Origin of the sequence: Quadrisphaera granulorum (assembly GCF_003149145.1) — a bacterium.
GTDB classification, from domain to species: domain Bacteria; phylum Actinomycetota; class Actinomycetes; order Actinomycetales; family Quadrisphaeraceae; genus Quadrisphaera; species Quadrisphaera granulorum.
Map to the genome: position 1 here is coordinate 1 of NZ_QGDQ01000025.1, position 14,945 is coordinate 14,945.

Below are 14,945 nucleotides of genomic sequence, written 5' to 3' on the forward strand. Positions count from 1 at the left end.
TCTCGGAGGCCGTCCAGGTCATGGGTGGGACGTTACTGGGCGCCACCGACAGTCGTACAGGTGTGCAGAGTAAATGCTTGTTACGGGGTTTTGAGAGTGACGAAGGGTGGTGTGGTGGTGACCGCGATGGGGCCAACAGACCACAGCTGCCCGGCAAGAGCGCCGCTTCTAGGGAGGGCGTAAGCCCGGTCCCGGCAAGCGCGTGGATCGGCTCTCAGCGCTGCGAGAGGTCCACGAATGCCGCCCAGGCGCGGGGCGGACGCATGCAGGGTGCCGTCAGGAGCGTTCCGCGAGCCTGGACCAGCGTCCGCGGAAGTCCTCAGCCTGCTCGCCAGACCACCTCGGCTCGAAGACCGTCTCCGGCGTCCAGTCGATCACCGCGTCCTCCAGCGTCAGGCCCGGCGTCACTGCCATCCGGGCGAGCGCCACAGCCCCGAGGGCCGTGGCGTGTTCGGCGGGGTACACGTCGACCGGAACCTGCAACAGATCCGCGACGGCTTGCATGAGCGCCCGGCTCTGCGTCAGGCCACCGTCCACACGCAGACGCCGAAGTGGGCTGCCGAGGTCGTGAGCGACCGCCCCCGCGAGCTCGGCGACCTGAGCGGCGATGCCCTCCAGAACGGCGCGGACGAGGTGGGGGACCCCGGTGGACAGCGTCATGCCCGTCACCGTGGCCGTGGCGTCCGGGCGCCACCACGGTCCCGCCAGTCCGGCGAGCGCAGGCACGCACAACACTCCCTGGGCGTCGGCAGCGGCGACACGGTCGAGGTCAGCGGCGGATCCGATGAAGCCCAGCTGTTCCAGCCATCGCACCGCCGAGGCGGCGGTGTAGACCTGCCCATCGAGGCAGTAGGTGCTCTGCCCACCGATACGCCAGGCGATGGACGCCGACAAGCCCGCCGTCGAGCGCACCGGTGTCCGCCCGGTGTTGGCCAGAAGGAAGGCGCCGGTGCCGAACGTGCACTTGGCCTCACCGGGTGCGAGACATCGCTGCGCGAGCAGCGCCGCCTGTTGGTCGACCACGAGACCACCCACGCGAACGCTCCCGCCGAACGCTGTGGTGGTTCCGACCACTTGGTCGCAGTCGACGATCTCGGGCAGCCGCTCGTGCCCGAGGTCGAACAGCCCGAGCAGATGGTGGTTCCAGGTGCCGGTCTCCAGGTCGGTGAGCAGCGAGCGGCTGGCCGTGGTGATGTCCGTGACGAAGGCACCCGTCAGCTGGTGCAGCAGCCAGGTGTCCGATGTGGTCACGACGCCCGCAGGGGTGGCGTTGCGCCGCAGCCAGGTGAGCTTCGGCGCCGAGAAGTAGGGGTCGAGGACCAGTCCGGTCCTCGCTGCGACGTCGTCGGCGTGCTCCCGCAGCTCCGCGCAGATCCCCTCTGCGCGCCTGTCCTGCCACACGACCATGGGCGACGAGGGAGTGCCGGTAGCCGGGTTCCAGGCCAGGACGGTTTCGCCCTGGTTGGCGAGGGTGACCACGTCGACCGGGACGGCGGCGGACGCCACTGCTCGACGGCCGGCCTGCAGGACGGAGTCGAGGAGGGCGATGGCGTCTTGCTCGACTCCGCCACCTGGGAGGTAGGAGGGGCGAACCGCGACCGAGGCCGCGCCGAGGACCCGCCCCTCGTCATCGACCACGACCGCCTTGGTTCCGGAGGTTCCCTGGTCGATCGCGAGGACGACGGTCACGAGTCCCCCGCCTGGCCGGCACCGGCGCGGGCGCCCGTTCGGAAGCGCTGGGACGTCCGCTGCCACCAGGGCTGGTCGCTGGGTTCGACCGGTGGCCCCGTGACCAGCTCGGTGGGCGGAGCGAGGTCGATGTCGAGGTGAGGCAGGAAGCCGACGACGTGCTCGGCGATCCCCAAGGCCGCCGTCAAGCCCGTGGAGCGGATCGCGGCGACGTTGAGGAGTCGCGGGTACGTGGTCGAAGGGCGGATCACGTAGTTGCAACCACGGCCGGCCGGGCGCAATCCGGCGTAGCTGTCGATCGGATCCAGCCCGTCGAGCGCCGGGAACTGCTGGACGGCCTTGGTGAGGATCTCACCCGCGGCCTCCGGGCGTACGCGCCAGTCGTCCTTGTCCACCTCATCGACGGCGGTAGGGCCAGCTACCACCTTCCCGTCAAGGGTGGGGAAGACGAGTACGCCCTTGGTTCTCGCGCTGGGCACCGGGAGGATGATGTGGTCCAGCTGAGCACCATCGGGCAGCTCGAAGACGAAGAACTCGCCTTTGCGCGGGTAGATCTGGAAGGAGCGGTCTCCCACCAGACGCGCTACGTCGTCGGCGTGGAGGCCGGCGCAGTTGATCGCGGCGGCGCCGCGGACGGCTCGGCCGTCGGCGAGGTGGGCCGTGAGGGAGTCGGTGTGCCTGTCGATCCCGACGACGCGGGCATTCAGTTCGACGCGCGCTCCAGCGGTCTCGGCGGAGGCGGCCATGGCTCGGGTGAAGGCCACCGGGTCTGTGACGGACTCATCGGGCACCAGCAGGGCGCCGTCCGACTCGCGGAGTGCCACCTCGATGCCGTTGCTACGAGCGTTCCGGTAGAGCTCGGTGACGACGTCCCGCTCTGCCGGGGACCGCGGCTGGAGGGCTGCCCCGCAGTGCAGTACCGGAACCTCGAGCCTCTGCAGGACGGCGGGTCGGATCCGCGCGGAGCGCAGGATAAGTGCGGTCTCCAGGTGTCCGGGTGCAGAGTCGAAGCCGGTGTGCAGGACACCTGAGTTGGTCCCGCTCGCGGAGTAGGCCAGACCCGTATCCGCCTCGAGGAGCACGGCGGGAACGCCCCGGTGGGCGAGTGTCAGGAGGACCGCCGCCCCGACGACTCCTCCGCCGATCACGAGGACCGGGGGGTGCGAGCGGGTCATGGTGTCTCCTTCGCGGGGGCTGCGGCGCAGGCGCATCGCTTCAGGGAGGACTCACCCGAGCGCGACTGTGACCGAAAGTGTGGATTCATGCCTGAAGCAGGTCAAGAGGGTGCAGTGGGCATTCTCTGTGGCATGCCTGTTGCCTCCTCGACACGTCGGCGATACATCCACGTGAAGCCTGCGCATTCGGTCGATGTCGTCGCGTGGCGGGGCACGCATATTCCGCAGCGGAGGGCTGCCTCACCCCTTGACGCCCTGCATGGCTACGGGCACTCTCGGGCACTACTCGGGCAGAAAAACACGAATCCGGGTCCATGGGCCCGTGCCGCCCCGAGTCCCGCACCACGCCTCCTTCCGCAGCTGTCGTCGACCCCCGACGCCCTCCCGCCCCAGCCCGTGCTGGCGGCCCGACGCTAGGACGCCCGATGAGCCACGAACGCACGCCCCAGAGCCCCGGCACCACGTCGACGTCTATCGCCTCCGGGCACCTCTCCGAGTTCGGCTACTCCCAGGTGCTCGAGCGCCGGACCAGCAGGTTCGCCTCCTTCGCTGTGGCCTTCGCCTTCGTGTCCATCGCCACGGGCACCTTCACCACCTACGGCGCCGTCCTCAACAGCTCCGGACCGCTGGGCATCTGGACCTGGCCCCTCGTCGTGGTCGGACAACTCGCCGTCGCCCTCGTCTTCGGGTGCCTGGCCGCACGCATCCCCCTGACAGGCTGCAGCTACCAGTGGATGTCGCGACTCGCCAGCCCCGTCCTCGGTTGGTTCACCGGCTGGATCACCTTCACCTTCCTCGTGGTCGTTGCCGTCGCCGTCGACTACACCATCGCCTCGACGTTGCTCCCGGCGCTCTTCGGCTACAGCGGAACCCCCGCCGAGGCGTGGGCCATCACCGCTGCCGTTCTCGTGCTGCAAGCAGCCCTGGTCGCTTTCTCGACGCGGTGGACCGAGCGCGTCAACAACGTCGCGGTCACGGCCGAGCTGGTCGGGATGATCCTGCTCGTCGTCCTCGTGCTCGTCGTCGGCGCCGTCCGTGGTCAGCTCTCGGGAGAGGCCCTCTTCAGCAAGGGCGGCGTGCCCGCGGAGGGGTACTTCTCCTTCGGCAGCATGACCGAACCCGGACCGTGGGTACTGGCCTTCCTGCTCGGGGCCTTCACCATCGTCGGATTCGAGTCTGCGGCGAACCTCGCCGAGGAGACCGAAGACCCGGAGGTGGTCGTTCCGCGGGCTATGTGGCAGGCCGTGCTGGCCTCAGGGGTGCTGGGCTTCCTGTTCCTGGTCGCCATTGCCGCCGCCACCCCCGACCCCATCGCCCTGGCGACGTCCGCCACGCCCGTGGCCGACGTCATCCAGCATGTCCTCGGCTCCTACGTGGGCTCGGCGCTGCTGGTGCTGGTCACGCTTGCCGTCTTCGCTTGCGGCCTGGTCATCACCATGACGGGCGTCCGTCTGGTGTGGGCGATGTCCCGCGACGAGCGGTTCCCCGGGCACCGGGCGCTGAGCACCATCGACGCCGCGACGGGTACTCCACGCAATGCCACCGTGCTCTTCCTGCTCGTCACCCAGTGCGTCTTGGCGGTCTTCGCCGTCCAGACCAACGCCCTGTTCAGCCTGTTCTCCGCCGCGACGCTGCTGCCGGCCGTTCTCTACCTAGCGGTCGTGATCATGTACGCCGTCAAGCGCCGACAGCTGCCGCCGACCGCCGGCTTCTCGCTCGGCAGGGCCGAGACCCCGGTGATCGTGCTGGCCCTGGTCTGGCTGGTCTTCGAGCTGAGCATCTTCCGTGGTCCGTCGTTCCGCGATCCGTGGCTGTACGTGCTCGGGATGACGGCGCTGGGGGCGCTCTACCTGGGGTGGCTGCTCTACCGGCGAGGAGCCGGCGGGTTGGCGATGCCGTCGACCACCACCGTCGAGGAGGCGCGTCAGAGCAGCACCGCCGCGGGGGACGCTGCTCCTCGGGCATGAGCACCTGACAGCATCGCCCAGAGAATCCCCTCGTCTCCCGCGTCCAGGAGGAACCATCCTCGCCATCGAGCGTCAGGACCGGATCGCGCACCTGGTCCGCGAAGCGACCGTCGTCCGCACCGAGGTCCTCGCCGGCCAGCTGGGCGTCTCCCTGGAGACGATCCGCCGAGATCTGGCGGCGCTGGAGGAGCGGGGTGAGGTCCGCCGGGTCCACGGAGGGGCGGCGACGGCGCTCGCCTCGCGGCCCGACGAGGCTCCCTTCACCGAGCGCACGACGATGGAACTGGGCGCCAAGGCCGCGATCGGCCGGGCGGCCGCGGCGCTCCTGCGACCAGGCCAGACCGTAGTCATCGACGTGGGCACCACGGCCGTGGAGGTCGCGCGGGCTGTTCCCGGCGACTTCCACGGCGTGGTCGCGACGAGCTCGCTGCGCGTCGCCGGTGTACTGGCGGGGCGGTCCGGGATCGAGGTTCTCGTCGCCGGTGGCAGGGTCCGGGAAGGAGACCTGGCGGTCTGCGGCGCGCAGGCGGTCGCCTTCTTCGACGACCTGTGCCCGGACATCGCCTTCGTGGGCTCGGGCGGTGTCTCCGCCAGCGGCCTGACCGACTACCACCTCGACGAGGCAGCGAGCCGGCGCGTCATGATCAGCCGGTCGGCGCGCTCGTATGCCCTGGTCGACCACTCCAAGATCGGCCGTACGGCTCCCTACCGCGTCTGCGGCCTCGAACAGCTGAGCGGCATCATCACCGACCGGCAGCCGAACACGGACCAGCGGGAGGTCGTCGACGCCGTTGCCGAGCTGCTGGTCGCCACACCCTCGAGCGAGCTCTGATGCGGCGATCGCGCGCGAGCCGCAGCTGCCGTCGTCATCGCCCGTCGTCGTCCTCAGTGGTTTCCGGCCACCTTGCCCGCCAGCACCGCTAGCGGTGAGGTGCGGGTCCGTCCGCGGGCCTCGGCGGCGTCGGCCATCCGGTAGGTCGCGTACAGACCGTGGACAGCGAGCCATCGCAGCGGCTCCGGCTCCCACCGTCGCACCCGGTGGCCCACCCACGGCAGCTCCGTCAGCGGGGTGCGCTCACCGAGCACGAGGTCACGCAGCGTGCGCCCGGCGAGGTTCGTGGCGGTGACACCGGTACCGACGTACCCACCGGCCCAGGCCAGGGCGGTGCCGTCAGCGGCGCGCTCCAGCCCCACGGACGCCTGCCAGTCTCGGGGGACGGCGAGCACCCCCGACCACGCGTGCTCCAGCGGCGCGCGCCCGTCGGGCGTGAGGGAACGCAGCACGGGGAAGAACTCCTCCAGCACCCGTCGCAGGCCCTCCACCGTGCGGGTCGGGGTGACGCCGCCGGCAGTGGTGCGGGCGGTGCTGGAGCCCCACGTGTACGGGACACCGCGCCCGCCGAGGGCGATCCTGTCGTCAGCGGTGCGCTGCGCGTACATGTAGACGTGCGCCGCGTCACCGAGGGTGGCGCGCCCGTCCCAGCCGATGGCGTCCCACACCTGCGGCGGCAGCGGCGCGGTGGCCACCATCGAGGAGTTCATGGGCAGCCACTCGCGGCGATACCCGGCGAGGTCCGCGGTGAAGCCCTCGGTGGCGCGCACCACCACACGCGCACGCACCTCGCCGGGCACGCCGTCGACCAGCGTCCGCGCGAGCCCCGGGGCGACTGACACCACCCGGGTCCCCTCGAAGATCTCCACGCCGAGCCGCTCCACCGCATCCGCCAGCCCGCTCACGAGCTTGGCGGGGTTGATGCGCGCGCAGTGCGGGTGCCACACCGCCGCCGACGTTCCTGCCACCCCGATCCGCGCGAATGCCGACTCGGCGTCCAGCCACTCCACGTCGGTGCCGGGGCGCGCCGCCATCGACGTGTGCAGCTCCCGCAGCCGTGCCAGCTGCGCCGGGCCGCGCGCCACCGTGTGCTCCCCGCCGAGGTGCACGTCCGCATCGATGCCCTCCGCCGCGGTGACCCGCACCACCTCGGCCACCGTCTCGTTCATGGCTTGCTGGAACGTGTCCAACGCCGCCTGGCCGTGCGTTGCGAGGTACCGCTCCACGCCGCCGGTGATCTCGTTGGTCAGCCAGCCGCCGTTGCGGCCCGACGCGCCGTACCCCGCGAACGCCTGCTCGAGGACGACGACGCGCAGCGACGGGTCCGCCCGTTTCAGGTAGTACGCCGTCCACAGTCCGGTGTAGCCCGCGCCCACGATCGCGACATCGCACTCCAGCGCAGGAGATGAGGACGACGACGGCAGCGCCGGCCGAGGCTGGCGCTGGCGCGCGCCCCCGAGCCGGTGCCACCAGAAGCTGACCTCGCCGTTGACCAGACGCATCGGCGCACGGTAGCCGTGCGAGTTCGGAAAGAGAGCGGCGCGATGAGGAGCGGAGGTGAGCGCGAGGCTAGTCCCGGGGCCGCGCAGAGACCCTCGCGGAGACAGCGGCGCCCCGGTCCACGACCATGGTCGGGTGCCCGCCGTGGACCCGACAGCGCTCCGCCGGCTCCTCGCGCTCGCAGCGACGCGCGGCCCGGACGCGATCCGCTGGATGACGGCGGTCGCCCCCATCCTCCGCGAGCCGGAGACGCGGGAGCGCCTCGGCGCCCTCACCCGCCGCTGGTCCGACGCCCGCGCTGCCCGCACCCCCGACGCGCGGCTCGCGCAGCAGATCTCCGCCCTCGTCGACCACGCCACCGCGGCCCGCGGCGACGCCGAGCGCGCCGGCAGCGCCGCGCAGACCGCTCAGGCCGACGCGTGGCTGCGGCGCGCCAGGGCCCTGGAGCGGTCGCGCCACCTGCTGCTCGGGGCGACGACGCCGGGCCGCGCGGACGCCGCCCGCCGCAAGCAGGCGGTGGAGCGCCTCACCCCCGAGATCGACAGGCTGCGCGTCGAGATGCTCGAAGCGATGCTCGCGCTGGGCCACGGCCAGGACTCGGACGACCAGCGCGAGCCCTGATCAGGGACGGGGCGCGCCGCCGGGTGGGAAGGTGCCACCGAATGGCGCGCTGGTGCCGAAGCGCACCTTCGCCGCGTCGACGCGGCGGCGCAGGTCCTGCCAGCGCGACCACACCGCCCAGCCCAGCAGCGCCATGGCCCCCACAGCGGCCACGGCGGCGAGCAGGGCGCCGCCGTCACGACCGGCCGCCCCGGCGGCCAGCGCCAGCAGCGCCCACACCGCCGTGAGTGTGCTCGCCGCGCGGGCCCGCCAGCGGTGCACCACCGCGACCCCTGCTCCCAGGGCAAGGACGACGACGCCGGTCTGCCACGCCGCCGCGGCTGCGCCCGACGTCGGGAGGCCCACGCTGACGAGGGCGGCCGCGAGGTCGACGGGCACCGCGACGGCCATCCACCCGGTGAACGCCCCCAGGGTGCCCAGCAGCAACGCCCGGGCGGGCAGGTGCAGGAGGCGGCGGTGCCGCAGGGCGGTGTCGTAGGCGACGACGAGCAGCGCGAGCGCCGCCGCGGAGGCCAGGACGGGTGCCCACGACGGCGCTGTGGCTCCGAGGACGACCCATGCGACCGCTGCGGCCACCGCTCCGGCGAACGGCCAGGCGACGCGGCGGGCCGCGGGCTGGTCGCCGCGTCGCGCGGGCAGCTGGTGGACGGCCCACACCAGGACTCCGGCGACGGCGATGGCCCACACCGCGGACGTCCAGCCCGCGGGCGTGATGAACAGGTCTGTAGCGCCACCCCCACCGACACCGCTGCCACCCCCGCTGCCCCCGCCGGTGCTCATCGGGCGGCTCACGCCACCCGCCGTCGCGACCATGGCTACGACGAGCTGCAACGCCGCGAGGACGGCGAACGTCCAGCGGCGCAGCAGCGAGGGGAGAGGCGGTCGGGCCGTGACACGGGACGGTGGTGAAGTGAGAACGGCGGCCATGCTCCAGTGTCGCACCCGGTGGTCAAGAGTTGGTCAAGAGATGCTGGGTGTTGGCTGGTCGTCGTCGCCCTGAGCAGTCTTGAGGCGACCGAGCGTTCCGCAGGGGGCTCGACGGGTGGACAGGCCAGCCCCCGCCGGGGCGACGGGGTCTGCCGCGCACCTACGGGCGGCGCCGACCATGCGCTGGTGACCACCTCTTCCCGCGCACTGGTCCCTGAGCGGTTCCGCGTGCTCGCCTACGCGCTCGCCGTCGTCCTCGTCGTCCTGGTCATCGGCGCGCCGAGTGCACAGGCGGCCCCGGTGACCTGCGGCGCGGACCTCTCCGGGAGCCACGTGGACGAGGGGTGCATCCACCCGATGCCGGGGACACCGGGTGACCACGCCGAGAGCGGGGGCGGGGGTGGTGAGGGCGGCGGCGCCAGCGGTCCGCGGTATCGGTACCGCTACGTCGTCGCCTGCACCGGCAACGACCTCAACGAGCCCAACGCGACTCTGTGCGAGGAGGCCACCACGCAGTGCGCCGCGCCTCGCCTCTTGTACTGGCAGTACCGGTCACAGGACGGCACGACCTGGCAGTACCAGGGGACCCGGTGCCTCACGCGGCAGGAGGCTCAGGACGGCGAGGCGCTGCCCGGCCTCACCCTCGAGGACTTCCGCCGCCTGCCGATCCCGGCCCAGGAGGTCCTGCTCGAGCCCGGTAACGGCTACGCGCTGGTCGGGGTCCCGCTCAATGTCGTCGCCGGCACAGCGCCCGCACTGCTGCAGACCCAGCTGCTGGGCGCCGCCGTCAGCGTCCGCGCCACGCCGGTCGCCTGGCACTGGGACTTCGGCGACGGCACCGCGCTGGGGCCGCTGGCGGACCCCGGCGCCGCCTACCCCGCACTCGGCACCACGCACACCTACGAGCGGGGCGGGACGCTCACGGTGACGCTGACGACCACGTACGCGGGGGAGTACTCGGTGGACGGTGGGGCCTTCGCGCCCGTGCCCGGCACGGCCGACGTCGTCTCTGTGCCCGTCCCGCTCGATGTGCTGACCGGAGGTGGCGCGCTCGTGCAGGACCCCACCGGGTGATGACGACGACGACCGCGACCGCCATTACCCCATGTGCCACATGAGCCCCAGGCGTCACGCATCGGGAAGGCGCGGTGGTGCGACGCGCCGGAAGTCCCACGCTCAGCGCGTTCGAGGTGTCACGATCCGTGCATGGAGACGCCCCGCCCCGGTCACCAGGGCGACCGGTCCTCCTGGTCGCGCCACGACGCCTCGGCTGCCGCACCGGCCGTGATCGACCTGCGTGAGAGCACCGAGGGTCCCGCGCCCACCCAGCACCTGTGGCGGGAGAGGCCCGCCCGCCACATCGACCCGTCGCGCACCGCAGGGCGCCCGCCGGTTTCCGAGGCTCGCGACGGCTCGACGCCGCCGGAACGACCCGACCGTGACCGGTACGAGCAGGCTCTGGGCCTGCTCGCGCTGGCGCAGCGCCACGCCGAGGAAGTGCGCGCCCAGGCCGACAGCGACGCCCGCGCCCTCCTCGACGACGTCGCCGCCCGCGTCGCCTCCGAGCGCGCCGAGGCCGCCCGCCGCGCCGCCCACCTCGTCGCCAGTGCGCAGGAGCAGGCGGAGATCCTCGTCTCCCGTGCCACCCAGGAGGCCGAGCACTTCCAGGCCCGCAGCGACCGCAGCCGCCGGGCGCTGGCCGCCACCGAAGCCGAGCACGCGGCCCTCGACGAGCAGGTCGCGGAGCTCCGCCTCGAGGCGCAGGGCTTCGACGAGCGGCGTCAGCGCGCTGCCCGCGAGACCTCCGCCCTGGAGGACCGCATCAGCGTGCTGCGCGCGCTCGCGGAACGGATCGTCGACGACGCCACGGCGCGAGCGTCCGCGCTCACGCACGAGGCTGCCACGCTCATGCGCGAGGCCGAGGTCCTGCACGGTGACGCCGCCGAGGCGGTGGCCCACGAGCTGCGCGCCGCGATCGCGGAGATCGACGCCGAGCGCGCCGCGGTGACCGCCGACACCGAGCGTCGCGTGGCCGAGGCCGAGGCGTTGCGCGCAGCTGCACTGGGTGACCGCGAGCAGGTGCTGGCCAGTGCCCGTGCCGGCGCCGCTGCGCTGCTCTCCGCCGCGCGTGACGAAGCCGCGGCCCTCGCCGAGCAGACGGCCCGCGAGGCGGCCGCCGTCCTCGAGACCGCGCGTGCCGCCGCCGTCGCCGCTCACCGGGACGCCCGGCAGCTGGTCGTCGGTGCCCACGAGCTCGCCACCACCACCCGCGACCGCATTGAGGTGCTCGAGCAGGCCGCGCGCGAACGGGCCGCCGAGCTGCTCTCCGAGACCGGCCGCGATCTTGACAGGATGCGGCGGACCGCGGCCGACGAGGCTGACGCGCTGCACGCTGACGCCCTCCTGCTCGCCGACGAGGTGCTGGCCGAGGCCCGCGCCCGCGCAGAGGGGTTCGTCTTCGCTGCCTGTGCGGCGGCCGAGGCGATGACCCGGGACGCCGACCAGTCCCGCGACGAGGCCGCCGCGGAGCTCGATGAGCTGCTCTCGTCGGCGCGTGCCCAGGCCGCGCGCACCACCGACTCCGCCGCCGCTGACGCCGACGACGTCCGTGCCGCTGCACAGGTCGACGCCGAGGAGATGCTCTCCCTGGCGCGCGAGCGAGCAGCAGCGCTGCTCCACGACGCCGAAGAGGCTCGCGTGGCCCTCGAGGCCGAGGCCAGGGAGGCGCTCGAGCGGGCCACCGCCGAGGCACTCGCCGCGGCGCACCAGCGTCAGGCAGCCGAGCAGACGGCCGCGAGGGTCCTGGCCGAGGCTCGCCGTGAGGCGTCAGCGGCGCGCGCCGCCGCCCGGGAAGCTCTCGAGTTGGCGCAGGTGGAAGCCGCCCGCCTCAGCGAGCTGGCGACGGCTGACGCGGAAGCGACGGCCGCCAGCGCTTCGGCGGTGGCAGCGGCTGCCGAGGCCGAAGCTCGCTCCCTGGTCGACCAGATCGCCGACGAGGTGGCCCGGGCCCGCGACCAGGTCGAGGAGGCCCGTCGGTGCGCGGCGCTCGAGGCCGAGCAGTTGCTCGCCGAGGCCCGCGCCGCCGCCCAGCAGGTGCTCCACCAGGCGGCTGGAGAGTCCGACAGGCTGCGTGACGAGGCCGGCGACGCCCTCGATCAGGCCCGCGCTGACGCTGACGCACTGCGCGCCCGGCACGCGAGCATCCTGTCCGACCTGGCCGCGCTGGCAGATCTCTCGGACCTGTCGGCCACGCCGACGCCTCCGGTCCGTTCGCTGACCCCCCGGCCCCGGCGCAGCGCCAACGGCTGATCACCAGGTCGGCGCACGATCACCTGCACGATCACCCGGGCGAGCCTCCGGGAGGTCGCTCGAGTGCGCGGGCGAGCTCCATCAGGGTGCGGACCCCGAAACCGGTGGCGCCGTCGCACGAGGGGTCACCTCGCCAGGACGGTCCCGCGACGTCGAGGTGCACCCACGGTTGCGTCGGGGGCACGAACTCCGCGAGGAACAGCGCGGCGGTGATGGCTCGGCCGGTGTCGTCGAGAGGATGGTTGCGCAGCGCCCACCCGATGTCGACACGATCGCGATACCGCCGCGCCAGTGGCAGGCGCCACAGCGGCTCGCCGGCGCGCGCCGCCGCGCTGAGGACGGCGGCCGCGTCGTCGTCGTCCCGAGCGAACACCGCCCCGATCTCGGGACCCAGGGCCGTCACCGCTTGATAGGTGAGCGTGGCGACGTCGACCAGCAGGCGCGGGCGAGAAGCCGACGCGTCCGTGAGGGCGTCGGCCAGGAGCACGCGACCCTCGAAGTCGGTGTCGAGCACTTGGACGAGTCGACCGGAGTGGGTGCGGACGACGTCCCCCGGGCGGGTGGCGCCTGGACCCGGCAGGTTCTCCGCCAGCGGCAGTACAGCCTCCACAGTGAGCGGCGCTCGCCGTGCCGCCAGGGACAGGACGACGGCGAGGGCCGCGGCGGCCCCGGCGCAGTCCGCGCGCATGTCCTGCATCGCGGCGGGGCTCTTGAGCGACAGCCCGCCGCTGTCGAAGGTGACGCCCTTGCCGACCACGCTGAGATCAGCGGGGGCGACGCCAGGCGTGGTCGCGTCGTTGCGGGTGTCGGCGCAGCGTCCGTCCCAGCGGATCCTCACCAGCTGCGGAGGCTCCGCGGAGCCTGCGCCGACGGCCAGGACGCCGCCGTAGCCGCCGGCGCGCAACGCCTCCGGGTCGAGCACCTCGCACTGCGCCCCGACGGCGTGCGCGCCGGCGGTGGCCCAGCCCGCGATGGACTCCGGGGTCGCGACGCTCGGGGGAGCGCTGGTGATGAGGCGCGCGAGGTGGACCGCGGCGGACGTCGACAGACCTCGGCGGGCTGCCGGCAGGAGGTCCTCCGGGACGACGACCAGCGGGGTCGCCGCCATCTCCGTGCCGATCTCCGTGCCGATCTCCGTGCCGATCTGCGCGCCCAGGGCCGCGCTCCTTCCGACGCCGAGCCCGCAGACGAGCGCTTCGACGGTAGCCTCGGCGTCGTCGGCTGACCGACCGGCGGCATCGCCCAGGTCGACGACGACGTCCCGGTCCAGGCACCGCCCAGCGGCCTCACCCGCTACCCACCACGGTTCAGCCAGGGGAGCCTCGGAGCCCCCGCGGGGCTGATCACCGAGCCCGACGACCAACCCCTCGGACGTCGCCCAGACCCGCCCCAGGGCTCCGTCCGGCTCCGGCCAGCTCGCGCCTGTGAGCACTGGGGAACCTCCCCGGGGACCGTGGGGTCGCCACCGGGGCATGAGCCGCACCGGGGCGTCGCGTGTCAGGGGGGCCGGTGACGGGGCAGCCGCTAACAGGGCAGCCGGTGAGGTGGCGAGCCGCAGCGGGGGGTGCCGGGAGCCGACGACGACGGCGAGGGCGGCGTCGATCTCGGCGGCGTGGTTCCGGTCCGCGGCGGCGTCCTCGTGGGGCCTCGGCGACGTCACCCGCCGATGCTCGCGGCCGTGTCGAACGGCCGGGTGTGCTCTCAGCCCTGCTCGAGTGCCGGCGGCTGTGCAGTGACGGCTGTGCGGTGGCGGCCGTGCGGTGGCGGTTGTGCAGTGGCGTCTAGACGGTTGACTCCCCGGGGCCACTCGGTTCGCTCGGCGTTACCGGGTGGCCAGATGCCCACTGGGTGCGCTCATACCCGGCTAGAGCCCTCACCACCGGGCGGCAGCCCACCCACCGGGCGGCAGCCAACCCACCGGGCGGTAGCCCACCCACCGGGCTGCCCGCGGGCTCAGCTACCCCTGGAACGGCTCGTCGATCGATGCGATCACCCGCGAGGGCGTGCAGGGCGTGGGGAGACTCCTGGTCGTGCGCCCTGCAGTGCACCCCTGGCGACGATCAGGCCTGACCGCGCCAGCTCCGCTGGGCGCGAGGGTGGCGCACTGGGGGTACCTCCCGCTAATGGGGACCATGATCACGGTGATGAAGGGGCCGCCCTTGATGTGAGGCTGGGAATCGATCGGCTAGATGGGGGGAGCCCACCAGTCCAGGACGGCGCTGACGTGGTGGCTCATGTATGCCTCGGCGGCTGCCGCGTCACCGGCGAGCACGAGGTCGAGCAGCTCGTAGTGCTCGACGGCGGACTGCTCCAGCTTCGGGGTGCCGATCGCCGTCGCCAGCCCGATGAGGCGGGTCTGGGACCGCAGCTGGCCCACCACCTGCACGAGGTGCCGGTTGCCGAGCAGCGCCAGCAACTCGGAGTGGAACAGGGTGTCGGCGCGCAGGTAGGCGACCAGGTCACCGCTGCGTGCGCCGGCCACGATCGCGTCGGCGAGCGAGCGGAGGCGGGGTGCGTGCTCGGCCACCAGCTCGTGCCGCTCGGCGGCCAGCTGGCCCACGGCCGGGGGCTCCAGGAGTCGGCGCACGGCGATCAGTGACGCGACGTCGTCGCGGTGGACCTCCGTGACGCGGAACCCCTTGTTCCGGACGGTGGTGACGAATCCGCGGGCCTCCAGGTTGAGCATCGCCTCGCGCACCGGGGTGGCCGAGACGCCGTAGCGAGTGGCGAGCACCGGTGCGGAGACGAGTTCGCCGGGAGCGAGCTCACCGGTGACGATCGCGGCGGCGATCGCGTCCTCGACCTGCTCGCGCAGGCTCGTCGCCCGCGCCACCGCTGCCGGTGCCGGTGCCGGAACATCGACCAGTGCTGGAACCTCTGCCACCGCTGACCACTCTCCGCTCGGTCGTTCCCGCAGCGCCTTCC

Annotated in this window: 11 protein-coding genes and 1 pseudogene; 6 read left to right on the forward strand and 6 right to left on the reverse strand. The window is 73.1% G+C overall.

All coding sequences use genetic code 11. The features are described from left to right. Window positions 1–276: 276 nt before the first annotated feature. Together BXY45_RS17190 and BXY45_RS17195 are read right to left on the reverse strand one after the other, a co-directional pair. Window positions 277–1,689, reverse strand: a complete 1,413-nt coding sequence (locus tag BXY45_RS17190) for an FGGY family carbohydrate kinase (protein ID WP_109775758.1) — start codon at window positions 1,687–1,689, stop codon at window positions 277–279. Then, on the reverse strand, window positions 1,686–2,864 hold the full coding sequence (locus BXY45_RS17195) for an NAD(P)/FAD-dependent oxidoreductase (RefSeq protein ID WP_170131571.1): 1,179 nt from the start codon (window positions 2,862–2,864) through the stop codon (window positions 1,686–1,688). Before BXY45_RS17195 ends, BXY45_RS17190 begins: the two co-directional genes overlap by 4 nt. Before the next feature lie 425 nt (window positions 2,865–3,289). Here BXY45_RS17195 and BXY45_RS17200 point away from each other — a divergent pair, with 425 nt between their 5' ends. The 3 genes and pseudogenes from BXY45_RS17200 (at window position 3,290) to BXY45_RS17205 (ending at window position 5,663) form a co-directional block, all read left to right on the forward strand. Beyond that, window positions 3,290–4,831, forward strand: a complete 1,542-nt coding sequence (locus BXY45_RS17200) for an amino acid permease (protein WP_109775760.1) — start codon at window positions 3,290–3,292, stop codon at window positions 4,829–4,831. Window positions 4,832–4,913: 82 nt separating this feature from the next. Next, window positions 4,914–5,045 (forward strand): annotated as a pseudogene (locus tag BXY45_RS24765) (DeoR family transcriptional regulator); the annotation flags it as partial. A gap of 63 nt (window positions 5,046–5,108) precedes the next feature. Beyond that, complete coding sequence (locus BXY45_RS17205) at window positions 5,109–5,663, forward strand: DeoR/GlpR family DNA-binding transcription regulator (RefSeq protein WP_211319696.1); 555 nt, start codon at window positions 5,109–5,111, stop codon at window positions 5,661–5,663. A 53-nt stretch (window positions 5,664–5,716) separates the two neighbouring features. Here the strand turns inward: BXY45_RS17205 and BXY45_RS17210 are convergent, their stop codons facing one another. Further along, entirely contained in the window at window positions 5,717–7,159 is a 1,443-nt protein-coding gene (locus BXY45_RS17210) for an FAD-dependent oxidoreductase (protein ID WP_109775802.1), read from the reverse strand. A 139-nt stretch (window positions 7,160–7,298) separates the two neighbouring features. Here BXY45_RS17210 and BXY45_RS17215 point away from each other — a divergent pair, with 139 nt between their 5' ends. Continuing rightward, window positions 7,299–7,784, forward strand: a complete 486-nt coding sequence (locus BXY45_RS17215; protein ID WP_109775762.1) for a hypothetical protein — start codon at window positions 7,299–7,301, stop codon at window positions 7,782–7,784. On the opposite strand, the gene BXY45_RS17220 is transcribed toward BXY45_RS17215, so the two are convergent. Beyond that, a complete protein-coding gene (locus tag BXY45_RS17220) occupies window positions 7,785–8,711 on the reverse strand; it encodes a hypothetical protein (RefSeq protein WP_109775763.1) in 927 nt (308 codons plus the stop codon). It abuts the gene before it with no gap. A gap of 186 nt (window positions 8,712–8,897) precedes the next feature. On the opposite strand from BXY45_RS17220, the gene BXY45_RS17225 reads away from it, so the two are divergent. Continuing rightward, window positions 8,898–9,785, forward strand: coding sequence for a PKD domain-containing protein (locus BXY45_RS17225; protein WP_109775764.1), 888 nt, complete (start codon window positions 8,898–8,900; stop codon window positions 9,783–9,785). A gap of 132 nt (window positions 9,786–9,917) precedes the next feature. Beyond that, entirely contained in the window at window positions 9,918–12,020 is a 2,103-nt protein-coding gene (locus BXY45_RS17230; protein WP_109775765.1) for a coiled-coil domain-containing protein, read from the forward strand. A 31-nt stretch (window positions 12,021–12,051) separates the two neighbouring features. Here the strand turns inward: BXY45_RS17230 and BXY45_RS17235 are convergent, their stop codons facing one another. Further along, window positions 12,052–13,680 carry a M17 family metallopeptidase gene (locus BXY45_RS17235; RefSeq protein WP_109775766.1) on the reverse strand — a complete coding sequence of 543 codons (1,629 nt, stop codon included), beginning with the start codon at window positions 13,678–13,680 and terminating at the stop codon, window positions 12,052–12,054. A 525-nt stretch (window positions 13,681–14,205) separates the two neighbouring features. Then, on the reverse strand, window positions 14,206–14,904 hold the full coding sequence (locus BXY45_RS17240; RefSeq protein ID WP_211319698.1) for a GntR family transcriptional regulator: 699 nt from the start codon (window positions 14,902–14,904) through the stop codon (window positions 14,206–14,208). Window positions 14,905–14,945: the final 41 nt, after the last annotated feature.